This is a genomic window from Mesorhizobium sp. B2-3-5 (genome assembly GCF_006442395.1).
Classification (GTDB): domain Bacteria; phylum Pseudomonadota; class Alphaproteobacteria; order Rhizobiales; family Rhizobiaceae; genus Mesorhizobium.
Genome location: NZ_VFVX01000014.1, coordinates 15,800 through 33,683, shown reverse-complemented (window position 1 = coordinate 33,683; position 17,884 = coordinate 15,800). Strand labels below are relative to the sequence as shown.

Below are 17,884 nucleotides of genomic sequence, written 5' to 3'. Positions count from 1 at the left end.
GCAATGGCATTGCCAGGTATCACCCCGGCCAATCCTCGCAACTAGTCGCTCGCGTCTCGATATTGGCGTTAGATATGGGAAGTTCTGTCGACATAAATTCGTCAAATATTGGCCTAATCTCCTCGATAGTTTTACCATTTATTTCTTCGAGTTTTTTCATGGATATCATCCAAACTTCGAACGCACCAAGGCCAGATGGTGGAACAACTCGATTGCTTTCGATCTTTGGCATCGCCGAAGGGAAGACTTCAAGGACGGAAATACCTCCAACCTCTACGATCCAACGTGCCTGTTCAACCACCCTTGGTATCTGCCATACTTCTCGAGAATCGGCATTATATCCGTTGAACCGTAAAATGTATGGCGCACCGCCACCCGTTATTCCGGGCATGCAAGATATGAATAACTCCTCCAAATCTGACCGATCCATGTCAGGCTCAATATAGATAATTTGGTCACAATCGATCTCCGCTGCTACCGGTGACCTAAATCTGTATTCGAACGGCGTAAGGTAGCCCAGAAGTGCGGGGTTGAAACTAATACTCCACATGCATTCTAGCCTGCCGCCAAAAGATTTTAGATCCTCTTTCCAATAAGAATCGATCGCAGTTGGAATAAATTGTTCAACATAAATCTTTCTAAATCTAGAAAAATCAAGAGATATCCAAGGATCTGTAGCATAATCGCCTAAGAACCCGTCGACCATATCGATTTTTCGGCGCGCATATCTCGTCAAGTTTGAATAGTTTTCTTCTGACTGTGCCCTTTGAAAATCGGCCCTAGAGACAACCCCCGCCTCTATATGCCCACCGATAGGCGCAGTTTCAATTAACTTGAGCGGTCCAAACAATTGCTCCGGCCAGTTATCAACGCCGCGAATACGCTCGGCTCTGGCTAATGACAGGATCGCAACGAGAGAAATACAATTTACTAGCTCGTCTTCTTGATACGGAAGAACTCTGATTCCATCCCAGCACCTATTTATCAGCTTCGAAACACTGGTTTCACGCTTGGCATTCTTGGTTGACAATTTGACTGAAAATGAAATCAGCCGACCGGAAGCCTTGTGAGTGCGCACCGCATCTGACACCGCCTGATACATGGAAACCTTTGCTTTTACAGGATCCTTTAAATCAACAACCGGCAATGTCACAATGCTATGAGCCGCGACAAGCGACACGCTCTCAATAGGAGGGACGACCCAACCGCGTTCAAACCCAAACCAACTTGGCCCAAATTCCGGCACCTTGCGCCAACGAAATATGCCGGGATATGTCTGCCGGTGCGTCAGAGAATTATACTTTATGGCCCCAGAAAAATTTTCTATCGCACTCTCAATTTGGCGCCGGTAAACCCACTGATCGATGGCAATCTCCAATGCACTTTTCCGGACTGGATAGAGCCGATCGTTTTCCTCTGAACACAGATGCGCTGCTGGAAAATATATACGTATCGATAGGTTTCGAAGCGTTTCTGCTAGCCCCTCATCCAAAAACTCGATGAACAAACCTCGCTGAGATTCAAGCCTCCAAAGGTTCTTGACATCTATTTTGACTATATTCGCATTGCTCAGAAGCCTAATCGTATCGCCTAAAAAGCAGTACACGACTGACTCACCACATAACTCCCGTTCTTGAGGAGTCTTTGAAAATAAGACCGCTATTTCGGGATTTGTTGTCACATCGAGAAATGAGGTAGAAATGCCGTAGTGCTGGGCGACAGCGGTAAGCGCACCGTCATTGCCGTCATAAATCGCCATTTGCGGAACGTTAGCCCCCCACTCTTTGAAAAGTCCTAGTTCAATCGAGGCATTCTGCCTGTCCACTCCAGTGGAACGAAAGAGACTCGGGATCAACTTCGGCCAGTCGCGTGTTTGCCCCCGAAATAGATCAGCTTGCCCAGTGCGAACTAGTTCCCAGCATTTTTCAAGTGCCTCTTCCACATTATCGAACCGGAATTCCATATCGCGCCTCAATTTCTCCTCGGACTTGGACGATGATATCGCTTTTGCGTATAAGTAAATAAGGAAATTAAGCATTGGCGACGTAGTCAACAGCCAGTCAACGCTCAATCTTTGTTACCCAGGATTTGTCGACCGGGCACCAATTAAACTACCTCGGCCAGACGTCACCGACGACTGTCGGCATTCGACGCTGAAGCAAGTGATGAGATCGTCAGTGTTGTGCGAACCGAATTGCAAGTAGCGCGCCGTGATCGATGGCTTGTTTACGAGGTAGTAGTCGTTGCCCCTGTTCTAGGCGAAGTTCATGTGGTCTCTAGCCTCAGATAGCGTTTGGTCATCGTGCTCGGCGGGTCCGTTCGAGGCGGAAGCGCACCCTTCATCCCACCGCCACGCACTCAATCTCAATATCAAACTCCATCGGCCCCGCAGCCACCGGCACAAGACTCCGCGGCCGGCGGGTCACGCTGAAACACCGGGCATACACCCTGTTCATCGTGTTGTAGAAGCCGGAATTGACGGCGTGCATCATCACCACGTTTTCCAGCGAGGTGCCGGCCGCTTCCAGGCAATGTTTCAGCGCCTTCAGCGACGCCTCGGCCTGGACCTCGATTTCGTCGCGCACCATCGCGCCGGTCACCATGTCGACCGGCGGCGTCGCCGATGAACACGAAGCGGTTGGCCTTCCCGTCGAGCAAGGAAGTCCGAGCGCCCGCACCTTGTCCGGCATGACGGGCACTTCGATGACTTCCTTCTTCTGATGATCTCCTGATAGGCTGGCGCTCTACGAGGACCCCACCCGGACCTGCGGTCCCACCTCCCCACAAGGGGGAGGTGGGAGCCAGGGCATCGTTCGGCGACACGCTTGACGGTTTAGCCGAGGCGGCACCGTCGACCTACCTCCCCCTTGTGGGGAGGTCGGACCGCAGGTCCGGGTGGGGGTATTCGTAAAGCGATAGCGCTATGGTTCAAGCGAGCTTATCGCGCGCCCCCCTCTGTCCTGCCGGACATCTCCCCCACAAGGGGGAGATCGGCCGATATTGCGGCCTTCGCCAGTTTTCAACGTTGCAAAAGAAAAGCCGGCGCCCGAGCTGCCAATCTCCCCACCTGGGGGGGGAGATGTCCGGCAGGACAGAGGGGGGCGCCGTAGAGCGCCATCTTTAACCGTTCAGCCCTTGCCGACCGAGCCCTCACCCCTGGTGCGCGGCGCCCAGTTCCTTCACATGCTTCTCGTGCATCTTCAGCACCGGCAGCGTCTTCTTGGCGAATTCCTTCATCGCCGGATCGTCGCCCGATTGCGCATAGGTGCTGAACATCGCCACCGCATCCCTGTGCGCGTCGGTCTGCATCTGGATATATTTTTGGTCAAACGCCTTGCCGCTGGCGCCCTTCAGCTCGTCGAGCATCTGCTGCTCCTTCGGCTGCAAGGCAGGCCCGGCGGGCTTGACCGAAGCGGTGGTCTGGCCCTTGCTCAGCGCCGCCTTGAAGTCCTCCCCAGCCTTGGTGTGATCCTTGATCATCCGGCTGGCGAAAGCCTTGACGTCTTTCGACGACGATTTTTCCTCGGCGAGCTTGCTCGACTGGATTTCGAACTCATTGGCGCTGGGCACCGTCGTGACGAAGGTTTGGGTGTCGACCTTGCTGTCGGCCATCACAGGCGCGACCGTGTTCGATTTGGTGCCGTTCGTTTGGGCAAGCACGGCCGGCGCGCTGGCAAGCAGGGCCGCGGCTGCCACAATCAGAAACGTTTTCATCTGAAATCTCCGCTCGGAATGATCCTTCTGACTGTCCAACGCCGCAGACGCGCCGAGGTTGCGCGTTCTCTCTCCCCTCAGTGGCAGCACGACTCGCCATATTGCAGTTGCTCATGCCAGTCCGGCCGGCCTTCCGGGGTGAAATCCATCAGGTTCCACAGGATCTCGCAGGTGCCGATGGCACGCGGGTCCTGGCCGGGTTCGACAGGCGCGAAGCCGAGCTCCGACGACCAGGAATGCCGGATGCCGTCACCGTCGCGATGGAACACCGACAGCAGCGGGATCTGCGCGCCATCCGCATCCTCGGCGTTGTAGTCGCGCTTGAAACTGTTTCCGGCCGACGAAACCAGCCGCATGTTCTTCCAGCCGCGGTCGCGGCCAAGCGCCGTCAGGTTTTCCAGCGCCGTCTTGGCCACCACGGCAAAGTTGAAGCCGGCCGCCTCGAGATGGCGAACCGCGCCGTCGAATTGGTCGAGCAGCGCCGTGCAGGAGGGGCACGGCTGGTCCTGCCTCGGCAGCTTCGCCGTCTCGCCGCCTGCCGCCACGTCGCGCGTTTCCTGCGGATGGCGCGGGAACATCATCTGATAGAGGATCAGCGTGTCCTTGCCGGGCGCAAACATCTCCGACAGTTTTACCCGCGTTGGCTTGCCGGCGATGTCCAGCCCGTCGAACACATAGTCGCGTGGCACCAGGCCGCCCGGCGGCAGGGCGCGCCGTGCCTCGGCCACGGCTTCCATGGCGCGGCGCAGCTCGATTTCCTTTTTCAAGAGCTTTTCGCGGGCGGTGCGGTATCTGGCGGATTCGTTGGGAAAGGTGATCATGATCGGCTCCTTCAGATCGTCGCGCCGGCGTCCCGGCAAGGGTGCTCTACGACCCAAGGACGGGGTGCACCGACCGGTTCCTACATTTTTTCGACCGCTCCTCACCCCTTGACCCCACCGGCGGTGAGGCCGGAGACGATCTTGCGCTGGAAGATCAGCACCAGCACGACCAGCGGCACGGTGACGATCACCGACGCGGCCATGATGTTGCCCCACGGGATTTCGAACTGCGAATTGCCGGAAAGCAGCGCGATCGCCACCGGCACGGTTCTTTGCGCATTGTTGGAAGTGAAGGTCAGCGCAAAGAGGAATTCGTTCCAGGCGCCGATGAAGGCGAGCAGCCCGGTGGTCGCCAGCGCCGGTCCCATCAGCGGCAGGAAGATGCGCGTGACGATGATCCATGGCGTCGCGCCATCGAGAATCGCCGCTTCCTCGACCTCGACCGGCAGGTCGCGCACGAAGGTGGTGAGCACCCAGACGGTGAACGGCAGAGTGAAGATCATGTAGGAGAAGATCAGCGCCAACAGCGAGTTGTAGAGGCCGAACATGCGGACGATCTCGAACAGGCCGGCGAGCACCGCCACCTGCGGGAACATCGAGACCGACAGGATGGCAAGCAGCAGGGCCGAGCGGCCGCGGAAGCGAACGCGCGCCAGCGCGTAGGCCGCGGTGACGCCGAGCAGCAGCGACAGCGCAACCACCGCCCCGGAGACGACCAGCGAGTTCACAAGATTGCGCGCGAAGGCGCCTTCGGTCAGCACGTTGCGGTAATTGCCGAGGCTGAAGGTCTTCGGCCAAAGACCGGGCTCGAAGAGCTCGGTTCCGGATTTCAGGCTGGTGACGATGGCGTAGTAGAACGGAAACACCGCGACGAAGACGATCACCAAGACCAGCAGGTAGAAGGCCGCGCGCCGCACGATCCACATCTCAGCGGCCTCCGTCCAGGCTTATCCGGCCGATCTGGATGTAGGCGATGGTGAGCAGGGCAAGGATCAGGAAGAACAGGGTCGAGGCGGCGGAGCCATAGGCGAACTTGTCGAACTCGAACAGGTTCTCCCGCGTAAACACCGACATCGACTTGGTGTTCACATTGTTGGGCGTCAGCACATAGATCAGGTCGAAGATGCGCAGCGCATCGAGCGCCCGGAAGATCACCGCCACCATCACCGCCGGGCGGATCAGCGGCAGGGTCACCCGCCAGAAGATCTGCCACGCATTGGCGCCGTCGAGCCTGGCGACCTCGATGATCTCGCCCGGCAGCATCTGCAGCGCGGCAAGGATGAGCAGCGCCATGAACGGCGTCGTCTTCCAGATATCGACGATGAGCACGGCCGCCATCGCGGTGTCGGGGCTGGCGGTCCAGGCGATCTTGTGGTCGATCAGGCCGAGATTGACCAGCACGACATTGATGATGCCGAACTGGTCGTTGAGCATCCACTGCCACATCTTGGCCGAGACGATCGTCGGGATCGCCCAGGGAATAAGGATCGCCGCCCTGACGATGCCGCGGCCAGGAAAGCTGGCGTTGAGCACCAGCGCGACGATCGTGCCGAGGATCGTCTCGCAAGTCACCGAGATCGCCGCGAAGCGCACGGTGTTCCAGACCGCGCTCCACCAGACCGGATCGACGAGCAGCCCGTCATAGATCACCCGGCCGCTCGGCAGGCGCAGCACCGAGAGATAATTGTCGAAGCCGACGAACTGGCGGGCATCGAGGTCGGCCAGCGAGGCGTCGGTGAAGCTGAAATAGACGGTGCGGATGAGCGGCCAGCCGGCAACGGCGGCCAGCACCAGAAGCATCGGCGTCAGGAACAGCCATGCCGAGCGCACGCGCCGCGCCATCAGCCGCGAATGCCTGACAGGCGCGACGCTCACCAGCCCTTGCCTTTCAGCTTGGTCAGCCTCGCTTCGAGGTCGGCCAGATTGTCGGCGGCGCTGCCTTCGCCGGAAAGGGTGTTGTGCACGGCCGTCCAGAACTGGCTCGATGCCTCGTTGTACTTAATCCTGACAGTCGCGGAAGGACGCGGCACGGCATTGAGAAAAATCTGCTTCCAGCGCGGCACGATCGGCTGCTGCCGGGCAATGTCGGCATCGTCATAGAGCGCCTGGATGGTCGGCAGATTGGACGTCTTCAGCGTCCGGTATTTCTGCATCTGGGGCGAGGCGATGAACCTGACGAGTCCGATCGCGGCGTCCGGATGCTTGGAATATTTGGAGACCGCGAGGTTCCAGCCGCCCAGCGTCGCGACCGGCCGGGCGCCCTCGCTTGTGCCTGCCGGCAGAGGCGCCACGTCGAACTTGCCCTTGATCGGCGAATTGTCGCTGTTGCCGAGCGCATAGGCATAGGGCCAGTTGCGCATGAAGACGGCATTGCCGGTCTGCCAGACGCCGCGCGATTCCTCTTCCTGGTAGGCGAGCACGCCGGGCGGCGAGATGGTCCCGATCCACCCCCTGACCATGTCGAGCGCGGCCGCCGCTTTAGGGTTGTTGACCGATATGGTGCCGTCCGGCTCGACGATCCGGCCGCCGCCGCTGGACATCACCCATTCGAGCGCGTCGCAGGTCAGCCCCTCATAGGCGTTGCCCTGGAAGACGAAACCCCAGATATCCTTGTTGCCGGCCGCCCGTTCCTTGTCCATGACCAGCCTGGCGGTGTCGGCCAGGTCCTTCCAGGTGGCAGGGACCTTGGCGCCATATTTGTCGAGCAGGTCCTTGCGGTAGTAGAGCGCCGGCGCATCGGTGAAGATCGGCAGCGCGACCAGCCTGCCGTTGACGGTCTGCGACTGGATGATCGATGGGAAATGGGCGCCGACCACATCCTTGGTCGCTTCGGTGAGATCGACGAGCTGGCTGGCGAGCTGCGGCGCCCAGATGACGTCGGTCTGGTAGACGTCGATGTCGCTGTTTCCGGCGGCAAGCCACAGCCTGTACAGGCCGAACTGGTCCGTTGTCGACGGCGGCAGGACGACGATGGAAACCTTGTTGCCGCTCTCTTTCTCATAGCGGTCGAGGATCTCGCGAAGCACCTTGATGCCGTTACCGGTATCTCCCGACACGATCGACAGGTCGACCGCGTGGGCTTGAGCGACTGCCAGGATGCTGCCAACCACAAGCGCCAGAAATGCGTGGAAAGGCTTCACGTCGGGTTGGGTCTCCCTTTCGAGCCGGACACCTCCCACGCGCCGGCAGCTCGTCAGCTATCCCCCTGCCCTGAATGCGAAGCCGTCCTTTCGGGTTCCCGGGCTTTGACAAAGAACACTGAAGCCCCTCGCATGAATCCGTTTCGGCGCGATGCGCTTCAGGCTTCCCAGTCGACCTCGAACATGCCGACCCGTTCATAGAGCCGCACGGCGGCGGCGTTTTCGACCGTGTCGGTCTTGAGGTCTACATGAGCGGCGCCGCGGTCGCGAAAGGCGGCGAAGGCCTGCCACATCAGCGCTTCGCCAATGCCTTTGCCGCGCGCCTCGGGATGAACGGCGAGATCCTTGATGAAGGCCGAAGTCCAGCACAGCGCTGCCGCCGCCAGCCGGCCCTTGGCATCGATGACGAGGAAACAGAGCTCCGGATCGAATTCGGGGTCGCCCGATATGCGCGGCCACCAGTCGTCGAACGGCTCGTCGGCGCGGTTCTCGAACACGTCGCCCAGCAGCGCATGCAGGGCCGACGCGTCGCCGTGCCTCAGACAGCGCATGACGAAGCCGTCCGTCCAATGCGGCGCAACCAGAGTCTCGTCGAGGATCTTGCGCAACCGGATGTCGTTCGGAGCCGGCGGGCGCGGTTCAGGCATTGCGCTCAGGCGGCGGGCTGCCGCTTGCGTTCGGCGCCAAGGCCCGTCGCCTCGAGCAGACCCTTGCGCTTGGCATCGAAATAATAGCCGGTCTGGTAGAGCCAATCGGCCTTCTTGGCGTTCCCGCCGGCCACCAGCCAGGCGCCGCGCAGATATTTGACCGCGTATTTCAGGTTGGTCTCGGCGTCGAACAGGCCCTTGGCCGGCCCGTCATAACCCATGCCGCGCGCCGTCGCGTGCTTGATCTGCATCAGCCCCCAATGGCCGTTGTTGTAGGCCTTGGGGTTGTATGTGCTTTCGCGATTGACGACATGGCGCACCAGATCAACCGGCACCTCGTAGAGGGCGGCATATTTGACGATCAGCCGGTCGACGTCGCCGCGCATGCCGGTGGCATGCTCCTCTTGCGTCGGAGCAACCGGCGCCGACGGGAACTGCACCAGGGCAGCCGGATTCTGCGGCAGCATATAGGCCACCTGCTGCACGCCGGGCATTTTCTGGCCGGCGCTGGCGGTCGCCGGCACGATAAGCCCGGCGGTCGTGTATGCCTGAGCCGCCTTGAGTGGCTGACCCGCTTTGGCCGGCGGCGGCGCTTGCCAGGCATTGGCGGCCATCACGGCGGGCACGGCCGGCGCCGCCGGCGTCGCTCCGGCAAAGGCGGCGGTCGCGGCAGCGGGTTGGGTGGCTGGATCGAGAGCTGGCGCGGCCGCCGCGCCAGGCGTCAATTCGGCCGTTTGAACAGGCTCGATGCTCGAGGATTGCGGCAGCACCGAAACCGTTTCCGGCAGTGGTATGGTGAAGCCGGCATCGCTGCCTGCCACTGTCGCGGTTTCGGTCAGGGACGGCGCGGCTTTCATCTGCGAGGTCGAGGTGCAGCCGCTCATGCCTGCCGCCGCCACGATCACGCCGATCGCGATAAGGATCTGTTTTGCTGGCAAGCCGCGCTCGGGTCCGGTTTGTCGGGTTGTTAAGATTTCCCTTACACCAGCGATTCTTGGGGTGCAATCGGGGCCGTCCGGTGGTTTTCGGGTGGCGAGACTTGAGCGGTGATGCCATATTGTTCCTGATATGTACCGGCAGGAATCCCGGATTTCGCCGCTTTGCGGAAAGGAGTGCATCATGGAAACGACAGCTTCGATCACAGCCGGCCACGCAGTGTTAGAAACAGTGATCGGTTTCATGGGCATCGCCTGGAGCGAAAAGGGCCTGATCCGGCTCTGCCTGCCCGAACGCAGCCGCGAGGCGGTGGAGCGGCGGCTGATGCGCCACGCCGGCGTTTCCGCCTCCACGGCCCAGCCGCGATGGGTGGTCGACCTGATCGCTTCGATCAAGGCTTATGCCGCGGGCGAGGACGTCGATTTCACCGATGTTCCGGTCGATCTCGACGGTGTCGACGACTTCCGCCTCGCCATTTATGACGCGGCGCGCAAACTCAGCTATGGCGAGACCACCACCTACGGCGAACTGGCCAAGCGCGCGGGCCACGCTGGCTTGCCGCGCGAGACCGGTGCCGCCCTTGGCGCCAATCCGGTGCCGCTGGTCATCCCATGCCATCGCATCCTCGCCGCAGGCGGCAAGATCGGCGGCTTCTCGGCTCCCGGCGGCTCGGGCACCAAGGAGAAGATGCTGGCCATGGAAGGCGTGCGCGTCGGCCCGCCGCCGCCCGCGCAGGTGTCGTTCGGGTTCTGAACCGTCGTAGCCTAGTTATTATGGAAGAAGCGCCGGCGGAAATGCCGGTCGTTATCCGGCCGCTTGCAGTTGTAGACCGGGCAGGACTTCGTATCGGCGCTCGGCACATAGGCGCGCGTCCTCACCTCGCCCATGGTACAGAACTGCTGGCTCTGCACATAGCGGTCGTAGAGCGGCAGGCCCGGCACGCGCGTCGACTCATAGCGCAGGATGACCGCGCCTTGTCGCGCGATCGTCGCCTGGACCTTGCCGCAACTCATATGCGTCGGATCATAGCGCGAGACCGCCTGCGCCTCGGCGGCCATCAGCGTCAGGCAGGCGGCAAGCAGAATGATTTTCATGGTCTCCTCCCCTGATCCGCAGCCGCGGTCAGCACGACCTGCCGCAACGGTTTCACCAGATTGGGGCGGCCTTTGGGCGGCGTTCCGATCACGGCTTTCTCACACAGTCTTGTTTTTGGTGCGAAAGCATCCTATATCAGCCCCATTGATATTTCGGCCGATCGATCCGGGCCTCGCGATCTTCGCGTTTGCTGACGTCTATCTCCAAAATCTCGATGCACACCGGCTGGGCCTCGGTCCAGTCAAACCAAAGCAAATGTGAAGGACTATTTTTATGGCAACTGGAACGGTCAAGTGGTTCAACGCCACCAAGGGCTTCGGCTTCATCCAGCCTGACAGCGGCGGCGCGGACGTTTTCGTCCACATCTCGGCTGTCGAGCGCGCTGGACTGTCGACCCTGGTCGAAGGCCAGAAGATCAACTTCGAGATCGAGCAGGACCGCCGCACTGGCAAGTCGTCCGCTGGGTCTCTGAGCAAGGCAGCCTGATTTTGCGAATGGCGCGCGCCGGGCGAGAGCTCGGGGCGCGCGGCAAGTCACGGATGTACTGACGGTCGCGCGAGAAGCGCGCCGGAGCGGAAAGACCCGACAAGCTGGAACAGCAGATAGCTGCCAGCCCGGACCGGACGCTCCCGATCAGGCTACCAAGCATGGGAAGGCGGGCTTTGTCCCGCCTTTTTGTTTGTCTGGAGTTCAGGCACCTAAGCTGGGACTATAGTCCCACTTGTGGTACTTTTAGCCCAATAGTGATACTATTCGGATATGACCAAGCTTGAGCAAATCGAAAAATCCGTCGCCGAACTGAGCCCCGAAGAGCTGAAGGCATTTGCCGCATGGTTCGAGGCGCTTCGGGCTGATACGTGGGATCGGCAGATCGAGGCCGACGCGAAGGCGGGCCGGTTGGACAAGTTTGCCGAAGCGGCGCTGGCTGACCATCGTGCCGGCCGGACCCGGCCATTGTGAATCACATCGCCTCTCCATCGTTCTGGGAGGCTTACGAAAAACTGCCATCGCTAATCAGAGCAAAAGCGGACAGGCGTTTTGCCAGACTGCGCGGTGATCCTTTTCATCCATCACTGCATTTCAAACAGGTCGGACGTTATTGGTCGGCGCGAGTTGACGATAGCTACCGGGCCGTTGCCGTCCGTGACAATGATGATGTGATCTGGTTCTGGATCGGCACCCATGCCGACTATGACCGTCTTTTGAAGTAGCCTCTTGGCATGCCCCGTCCAGCCGCGAAGCGGCGATGAGCATGAGGACAGACTACCCCACCCACCCGATCGGTACGTGCCCCGGATCCGCCTCCACGCGGCCAAGCCAGGCCACAACCGCCGGATAGGCGTCGAGTTGGAAGCCGCCGTGCTCCGCCGTATGCGTATAGGCATAGAGGGCAATGTCGGCGACGCTGAGGGCGCCGCCGGCGAAGAAGGCATTGTTCTCCAGATATTTGTTCATCACGCCGAGCGCCTTGTTGCCGCGCTCCAGTGTCACTGACAGCCGCTCCGGCGTGGCGTCCTTGGCCCTCTCGGGAAAGGTCAGCAGCGCCTTGCGCACCGCTATATAGGGCTCGTGGCTATATTGCTCGAAGAACAGCCACTGGTAGGCGAGCCCGCGCTCATATTTGTCCGTGGGCAGGAAGCGCGTGCCCTCGGCGAGATAAAGCAGGATGGCGTTGGACTCGGCCAGCCGCCGGCCGTCGTCCAGTTCGAGCAGCGGCACCATGGCGTTCGGATTCTTCGCGATGAAATCGGCTTTTCGCGTATCGCCCGTGTGCGAACTCACCTCGATCGTCGTGAAGGGGAGGCCGAGTTTGGCCATCAGCAGGCGCGGCTTGTAGCAATTGCCGCTGTCGATCATGCTGTAAAGTATCATTGCCGGTCCCCGAAGCTGCCTTGTGCGGACGCGATTATCGCAGCCCCGGCGTCCTCAACCAATGATTTGTTTTGGCGTGATCATCAGCACCGCTGATGCAAGCTCCTAGCCAAAGAGCGGCACGACATTGTTCTCCCTGCCCAGCAGTGCATCGATGGCGAGCGGCTTTTCGTCGAAGATGGTGCCGGCCAGCGCCGGCCGGCCCAGAAGAAAACCTTGCACCAGGTCGACGCCGCCTTCGAGTGCGACGCGCAGATGGATGGGTTGCTCAATGCCCTCGACCAGAACCTTGGCGCCGCGGTCGTGCAGGCTGGACACCAGCGGGCGGAAGAACCGTTCGGCAGCAGCGTGGCGGCAGAATTCCGCGAACCAGCCGCCATCGATCTTCACGATATCGGGCCTGAGCAGGTTCACCCGCTCCTCGGTCGAATGACCGGTGCCGAAATCGTCGATGGCGATACGGATGCCGTCGCGCCGCATTTCGCGCACCAGCCGCGCCAGAAGCGCGTCATCCGCCGCCTGCTCGGTGATTTCGCAGACCAGCATGCCAGGGGCGAGGTCGAGCTCGTCGAGATGCCTGCTCATCAGCCGGATCTCCGCCAGCGCCCGCTCCGGATGATCGTTGACCACCGGATTGTAGTTGAAGAACAGATCGAGCCCGTCGACACCGATGTTGTGAAAATTCCGCAAATGCAGCGCCCGGCACATGGTCTCGACAAACAGCCGGTCCGGCGATGCAACGCTCTCGAAGAACATCTGAGCCGACCCTGGCTGGCCGGCACGGCGCGGCTCGACCAGGCCCTCGACCGCCACGGCCCGCAAGGTGCGGCCGCGCGGGGCGAAGATCGGCTGGTAGGCGCTGCGCAGGCGGAAATCGCCATGGACACCATATTCGATGCCGACCTCGTCGACGAAGATCGCATCGCCGACATTGCGCCGCAGCTCCGGGCTCATGGTGACGTCCTGCGCCCGAAGGCCTTCGCCGGTCGTGCTGTTCGCGGCGTGGCCGTGGCAGACTCCGCCCCGGCGGTGGCGGAGACGGTTTCCTCCCCGGCTTTGCCGAAGGCGTGGAAGCTGGTCGGCGCCAGTTCGGGGCGCGCCAGCACATAACCCTGGACCATCGAAGCTCCCGATTTCTCGGCGAGCTCCAGTTGCCATCCCTCCTCGATGCCCTCGAACACGGTGCGGATGCCTTGCTCCTCGAAGCTTTTCACCATGGCGGTCAAAAGCGCGAAGCCGGCGCCTGACTCCATCAGCTGCGTGATCCAGCGAGCGTCGAACTTGACGATGTCGGGCCTCAACTCCTTGACGCGGTTGATGTCGGAATCGTCGGCGCCATAGTCGTCGACGGCGATGCGAAATCCGTTGCCACGCAATGCCGCGACGAACTCGTACAAAGTCTCTTGCGATGCCGATCGCTGCTCGGTCACCTCGCACACGACCCGGCCCGGATCGATGCCGGCCTCGTGCAGCACCAGCCGCATTTCGCGCAAGGCATTGTCGGCAATCGCCCGCTCGGTGAACACGGACGGATCGAAATTGATGAAGATCGAAGCCTCCTGCGGCAGGCAGGCGCCGGCATTGAGCAGATGCAGCGTCCTGGTCAGCGCCTCGACATGCAGCCGATCGGCGGCCGGACAGGTCGAAAAGAAGGTCATCGGCGATTGCGGTTCGCCATCGCGAAACGGCCGGATCAACCCTTCGAAGGCGACGACCAACAGCTTGCCCTCCTTGAAGGCGAAGATCGGCTGGAAGGCGCTTTGCAGCGTGTAGATGCCCCAGACACCTGACGAGGTGCCGTCATCATGACGGATAATATGGGCAAGCCCGATGCTGCGCGACAAGGGTTCCTCGCTCCGCGACTGGCGGAATTGGATTGCGATCCTGCCATGCAAGCCTCTACCTTGTGTTAATGAACTCTCCGTTGATCACGCCTCATTGACCGCATCGCCATACCTGGCCCAGCCGACAATGCTTGCACTTGGCGGCAGCATGCGACATGAGAAGCGCCGCGGCCGCTCCTGGCCGCGCCGATCCTTTGGAGAGACAAAAGGTCATGGCCTTTCTTGCCGACACCCTTTCCCGCGTGAAGCCTTCCGCCACCATCGCGGTGACGCAGAAAGCCCGCGAGCTGAAAAATGCCGGCCGTGACATTATTGGCCTCGGCGCCGGCGAGCCGGATTTCGATACGCCCGACAACATCAAGAATGCGGCGATCGAAGCGATCCGCCGTGGCGAGACCAAGTACCCGCCGGTTTCGGGCATCGTGCCGCTGCGCGAGGCCATCGCCAGGAAGTTCAAGCGCGAGAACAATCTCGACTACAAGCCCGAGCAGACCATCGTCGGCACCGGCGGCAAGCAGATCCTGTTCAACGCCTTCATGGCGACGCTGAACCCTGGCGACGAGGTCATCATCCCCCGCCCCTACTGGGTCAGCTATCCCGAAATGGTGGCGATCTGCGGCGGCACCTCGGTGTTTGCCGACACCTCCATCGACAATGGTTTCAAGCTGACGGCTGAAGTGCTTGAGAAGGCGATCACGCCGAAGACCAAATGGCTGCTGATGAACTCGCCGTCCAACCCGTCGGGTGCCGCCTATACGGAGGCCGAACTGCGGGCGCTGGCCGACGTGCTGCTCAGGCATCCGCATGTCTGGACGCTGACCGACGACATGTATGAGCACCTGACCTATGGCGATTTCGTCTTCAAGACCATCGCCGAGGTCGAGCCGACCCTCTACGAGCGCACGCTGACCATGAACGGCGTGTCCAAGGCCTATGCCATGACCGGCTGGCGCATCGGCTATGCCGCCGGTCCGGTCCAGCTGATCAAGGCGATGGACATGATCCAGGGCCAGCAGACTTCGGGTGCCTGCACCATCGCCCAGTGGGCATCGGTGGAAGCGTTGAACGGCCCGCAGGACTTTATCGCCAAGAACAAGGCGATCTTCCAGGGCAGGCGCGATCTGGTCGTATCGATGCTCAACCAGGCGCGCGGCATCACCTGCCCGTCGCCGGAAGGCGCCTTCTATGTCTATCCGTCCTGTGCCCAACTGATCGGCAAGAAGACGAAAGCCGGCAAGGTGATCGGCACCGACGAGGCCTTCTGTTCGGAACTGCTCGAGGCCGAAGGCGTCGCTGTGGTGTTCGGCTCGGCCTTCGGCCTTGGCCCCAACTTCCGCATCTCCTACGCCACATCGGAGGCGCTGCTGGAGGAAGCCTGCACACGCATCCAGCGCTTTACGGCATCGCTGACCTGATCAGATAGGCCCGAGGAGGCGGCCGCCGTCCGCGGTCAGGACTCAGCTGCCATACTGCTCGCCGGAAACCGTTTCCAGCCAGTCGACATGGACGCCATCGAGTGCCTCCTGCATGGCGATATGCGTCATCGCGGTTTTCGGCCCGGCACCATGCCAGTGCTTCTCGCCCGGGGCGAACGAGATGGTATCGCCGGCCCTGATCTCCTGGACCGGGCCGCCCCATACCTGGGCAAGCCCGGCGCCCGAGGTGACATAGAGCGTCTGGCCGAACGGATGCGTGTGCCAGTGGGTGCGTGCGCCCGGCTCGAAGGCGACCAGCGTGGCCCTGAGCCGCGCCGGCGCCTCCGTCTCGACGATCGGCGTCTGCAGCACCCGGCCGGTGAAATACTTTTCCGGCACGATAATGGTCGGCACGCTGCCGCAAGCAATGATCTTCATCGTCTGATCCTGAAACTGGGGTGAGCCACTGGTGGCAAACACCGCGGCTCATCGAGCAACCGTATTGTCGGTCGATATCACCCAGGACGCAACCCGCGGTTTCGCCTGCCTGACCAAGATCGGTTTCTTCTCCTTAACCATGAACCTTCTCCGCATGGTGCAGCGCGGTGAAATGACGGGGAATTCAATGTCTTCTTAACGGCTGCGCACTAGCCGTGAGCCAGCTTCGCGGGGGCTGGCGGATGAGCATACTGGCAACGATCAAAAACCACAGCGGCCGGATCTACCGCGGCGTCCAGGCGCTGCTTGTGCTCAGCATCGGCGCGGCGGCACTTGGCGCTTTCGACAATTCGCGAAACCTGCCGTCGAGCAGCGCCTTCGCCGTCTCGATCCTGGCCACGAGCGTCGCCTTGCTGGCGCTGATGTACATGCGCAGCAGCATCGTCCATCGCTTGCGGTCGGCTGAGGCGGCCGAGGCGGAGAAGCACTATTTCCTGACCAGGGACGCGATGACCGGGGCGATGACAAGGCGCTATTTCCTCGAAGCGCTGCGCGACAGCCTGGGCACCATGCGCGATCGGCGCGAGGCGACCTTGCTTTTGATCGACCTTGACCATTTCAAGCAGTTGAACGACACGTTCGGGCATCAGTTCGGCGACCGTACCCTGATGTATCTGGTCAAGACAGCGGAGCGCATCTTTGCCGGCAGCATGGTCGGGCGCCTGGGCGGCGACGAATTCGGCGTCATCATCCCGCACGCAGACCTCAACGCCATCAACAAGGATGTCAGGCAATTGCTGGATGCCATGCGGGCCGGCAAATCGCATGAAGGCAAGATCATTCCACTCTCCATTTCGCTCGGCGTGGCGCTGGCGCCCGCCCATGCCTCGAACACGACGGAACTGATGCTGGTTGCCGACCTGGCGCTCTATGAAAGCAAGGCGGCCGGCCGAGGCCGCGTCACCGTGTTCGACGAGGAGATGCTATCCGACAAGCGCTACCGCCGTCTGATCGAACGGGAATTGCGCGCCGCGGTCTATCTCGGCGAACTCGAACTGCACTACCAGCCGATCGTCAATCCGGACGGTTCCACCCATGCGTTTGAAGGGTTGATCCGCTGGCGTCACCCGGTACGCGGCCTGATCTCGCCGGCCGAGTTCATTCCGATCGCCGAACGCTCGACCTTGATCGACATGCTCGGCGAATGGGTGTTCAAGCGGGCTTGCGCCGATGTCGACCATTTCCAGGGGCGCCGCATCTCGATCAACGTTTCCGGCGAACAGCTCAAGCGCGACGAGATCGTCACCATGTGCGACCGCGTGCTGAAGGAAACCGGCCGTCAGGCGGCGCAATTCATCATCGAGATCACCGAGACGGTGGCGACCGCGGCCACGCCCGAGATCCTGCGTCGACTCGAGGCATTGGGTGGCCTTGGCTTCCACATAGCGCTCGATGATTTCGGCACCGGCCATTGCGGCTTCAACTATTTGAAAACCTTGCCTATCGACATCATCAAGATCGATCGCTCCTACATACGCAGCCTCGCCCATGACCAGGTGGCGCAGATCTTCGTCTCCGCGCTGGGGCAGATTGCGCGCATCCAGGACGTCACCATCGTGGCGGAAGGCGTGGAGACTGCGGAAGAATTCGCGCTGGCCAAGGCGGCCGGCTGCAACCGCTTCCAGGGCTATCATTTCGGCCGGCCGGCGCCGCGCGACAAGCTTGCTCCCGTTCGCACCGTCAATGCCGCCCCCCTGGCGCTGAGCGCCTGACGCCGCACGGCATCGGCTTCCTATTTTCCTTGCCCTGCCGGCAAACAAGTGGGACGATGCTTTTGGGCAGGTGGCGCTTGAAAAGAACCCCGCCCGCGACGGTCGAACAGGCCGGCCGCCGCTCGGGACCGATTGACCAAGCCTGAACCATGAATGCCAGTCGGTCCTACGGGAAACGCCTGAGTGGAGG

Annotated in this window: 21 protein-coding genes; 7 read left to right on the top strand and 14 right to left on the bottom strand. The window is 61.3% G+C overall.

Annotation, left to right across the window (positions count from 1 at the left end; all coding sequences use genetic code 11):
- Window positions 1-19: 19 nt before the first annotated feature.
- The 9 genes from FJ958_RS17395 to FJ958_RS17350 form a co-directional block, all read right to left on the bottom strand.
- A complete protein-coding gene (locus FJ958_RS17395) occupies window positions 20-1,963 on the bottom strand; it encodes an FRG domain-containing protein (protein WP_181176418.1) in 1,944 nt (647 codons plus the stop codon).
- A gap of 376 nt (window positions 1,964-2,339) precedes the next feature.
- Window positions 2,340-2,690, bottom strand: a complete 351-nt coding sequence (locus FJ958_RS17390; protein WP_140744424.1) for a RidA family protein — start codon at window positions 2,688-2,690, stop codon at window positions 2,340-2,342.
- A gap of 460 nt (window positions 2,691-3,150) precedes the next feature.
- Window positions 3,151-3,714 carry a DUF4142 domain-containing protein gene (locus FJ958_RS17380; RefSeq protein ID WP_140744422.1) on the bottom strand — a complete coding sequence of 188 codons (564 nt, stop codon included), beginning with the start codon at window positions 3,712-3,714 and terminating at the stop codon, window positions 3,151-3,153.
- A 77-nt stretch (window positions 3,715-3,791) separates the two neighbouring features.
- Window positions 3,792-4,535 (bottom strand): DUF899 family protein, encoded by a 744-nt coding sequence (locus tag FJ958_RS17375; protein WP_181176417.1) that lies wholly within the window; start codon window positions 4,533-4,535, stop codon window positions 3,792-3,794.
- A gap of 101 nt (window positions 4,536-4,636) precedes the next feature.
- Entirely contained in the window at window positions 4,637-5,461 is an 825-nt protein-coding gene (locus tag FJ958_RS17370; protein ID WP_140744420.1) for a carbohydrate ABC transporter permease, read from the bottom strand.
- A gap of 1 nt (window position 5,462) precedes the next feature.
- Window positions 5,463-6,377, bottom strand: coding sequence for a sugar ABC transporter permease (locus FJ958_RS17365; RefSeq protein WP_140744515.1), 915 nt, complete (start codon window positions 6,375-6,377; stop codon window positions 5,463-5,465).
- A gap of 29 nt (window positions 6,378-6,406) precedes the next feature.
- Entirely contained in the window at window positions 6,407-7,675 is a 1,269-nt protein-coding gene (locus FJ958_RS17360; protein WP_140744419.1) for an ABC transporter substrate-binding protein, read from the bottom strand.
- A 158-nt stretch (window positions 7,676-7,833) separates the two neighbouring features.
- Window positions 7,834-8,322 carry a GNAT family N-acetyltransferase gene (locus FJ958_RS17355; protein WP_140744418.1) on the bottom strand — a complete coding sequence of 163 codons (489 nt, stop codon included), beginning with the start codon at window positions 8,320-8,322 and terminating at the stop codon, window positions 7,834-7,836.
- Between the two features lie 5 nt (window positions 8,323-8,327).
- On the bottom strand, window positions 8,328-9,260 hold the full coding sequence (locus tag FJ958_RS17350) for a lytic transglycosylase domain-containing protein (protein WP_140744417.1): 933 nt from the start codon (window positions 9,258-9,260) through the stop codon (window positions 8,328-8,330).
- Window positions 9,261-9,441: 181 nt separating this feature from the next.
- Here FJ958_RS17350 and FJ958_RS17345 point away from each other — a divergent pair, with 181 nt between their 5' ends.
- Window positions 9,442-10,011, top strand: coding sequence for a methylated-DNA--[protein]-cysteine S-methyltransferase (locus FJ958_RS17345; RefSeq protein ID WP_140744416.1), 570 nt, complete (start codon window positions 9,442-9,444; stop codon window positions 10,009-10,011).
- Window positions 10,012-10,022: 11 nt separating this feature from the next.
- On the opposite strand, the gene FJ958_RS17340 is transcribed toward FJ958_RS17345, so the two are convergent.
- Window positions 10,023-10,352, bottom strand: a complete 330-nt coding sequence (locus FJ958_RS17340) for a hypothetical protein (RefSeq protein WP_140744415.1) — start codon at window positions 10,350-10,352, stop codon at window positions 10,023-10,025.
- A gap of 274 nt (window positions 10,353-10,626) precedes the next feature.
- Between FJ958_RS17340 and FJ958_RS17335 the strand changes: the two genes are divergently transcribed.
- The 3 genes from FJ958_RS17335 (at window position 10,627) to FJ958_RS17325 (ending at window position 11,564) form a co-directional block, all read left to right on the top strand.
- Window positions 10,627-10,839 (top strand): cold-shock protein, encoded by a 213-nt coding sequence (locus FJ958_RS17335; protein ID WP_015316174.1) that lies wholly within the window; start codon window positions 10,627-10,629, stop codon window positions 10,837-10,839.
- Between the two features lie 273 nt (window positions 10,840-11,112).
- Window positions 11,113-11,313, top strand: coding sequence for a hypothetical protein (locus FJ958_RS17330; protein ID WP_140744414.1), 201 nt, complete (start codon window positions 11,113-11,115; stop codon window positions 11,311-11,313).
- Entirely contained in the window at window positions 11,310-11,564 is a 255-nt protein-coding gene (locus FJ958_RS17325) for a hypothetical protein (RefSeq protein ID WP_140744413.1), read from the top strand. The genes FJ958_RS17330 and FJ958_RS17325 overlap by 4 nt, the downstream gene beginning before the upstream one ends.
- A 52-nt stretch (window positions 11,565-11,616) precedes the next feature.
- Here FJ958_RS17325 and FJ958_RS17320 read toward each other — a convergent pair whose 3' ends face one another.
- From FJ958_RS17320 to FJ958_RS17310, 3 genes are all read right to left on the bottom strand, one after another.
- Window positions 11,617-12,225, bottom strand: a complete 609-nt coding sequence (locus FJ958_RS17320; RefSeq protein WP_140744412.1) for a glutathione S-transferase family protein — start codon at window positions 12,223-12,225, stop codon at window positions 11,617-11,619.
- Window positions 12,226-12,330: 105 nt separating this feature from the next.
- On the bottom strand, window positions 12,331-13,179 hold the full coding sequence (locus FJ958_RS17315) for an EAL domain-containing protein (protein ID WP_140744411.1): 849 nt from the start codon (window positions 13,177-13,179) through the stop codon (window positions 12,331-12,333).
- A complete protein-coding gene (locus FJ958_RS17310; protein ID WP_140744410.1) occupies window positions 13,176-14,069 on the bottom strand; it encodes an EAL domain-containing protein in 894 nt (297 codons plus the stop codon). The genes FJ958_RS17315 and FJ958_RS17310 overlap by 4 nt, the downstream gene beginning before the upstream one ends.
- Before the next feature lie 212 nt (window positions 14,070-14,281).
- On the opposite strand from FJ958_RS17310, the gene FJ958_RS17305 reads away from it, so the two are divergent.
- Window positions 14,282-15,484 carry a pyridoxal phosphate-dependent aminotransferase gene (locus tag FJ958_RS17305; RefSeq protein WP_140744409.1) on the top strand — a complete coding sequence of 401 codons (1,203 nt, stop codon included), beginning with the start codon at window positions 14,282-14,284 and terminating at the stop codon, window positions 15,482-15,484.
- 42 nt (window positions 15,485-15,526) lie between these two features.
- On the opposite strand, the gene FJ958_RS17300 is transcribed toward FJ958_RS17305, so the two are convergent.
- Window positions 15,527-15,922, bottom strand: a complete 396-nt coding sequence (locus FJ958_RS17300; RefSeq protein ID WP_140744408.1) for a cupin domain-containing protein — start codon at window positions 15,920-15,922, stop codon at window positions 15,527-15,529.
- Window positions 15,923-15,953: 31 nt separating this feature from the next.
- On the opposite strand from FJ958_RS17300, the gene FJ958_RS31600 reads away from it, so the two are divergent.
- Entirely contained in the window at window positions 15,954-16,121 is a 168-nt protein-coding gene (locus FJ958_RS31600; protein WP_181176416.1) for a hypothetical protein, read from the top strand.
- A gap of 43 nt (window positions 16,122-16,164) precedes the next feature.
- Window positions 16,165-17,694, top strand: coding sequence for an EAL domain-containing protein (locus FJ958_RS17295; protein WP_140744407.1), 1,530 nt, complete (start codon window positions 16,165-16,167; stop codon window positions 17,692-17,694).
- The last annotated feature ends 190 nt before the right edge of the window (window positions 17,695-17,884 follow it).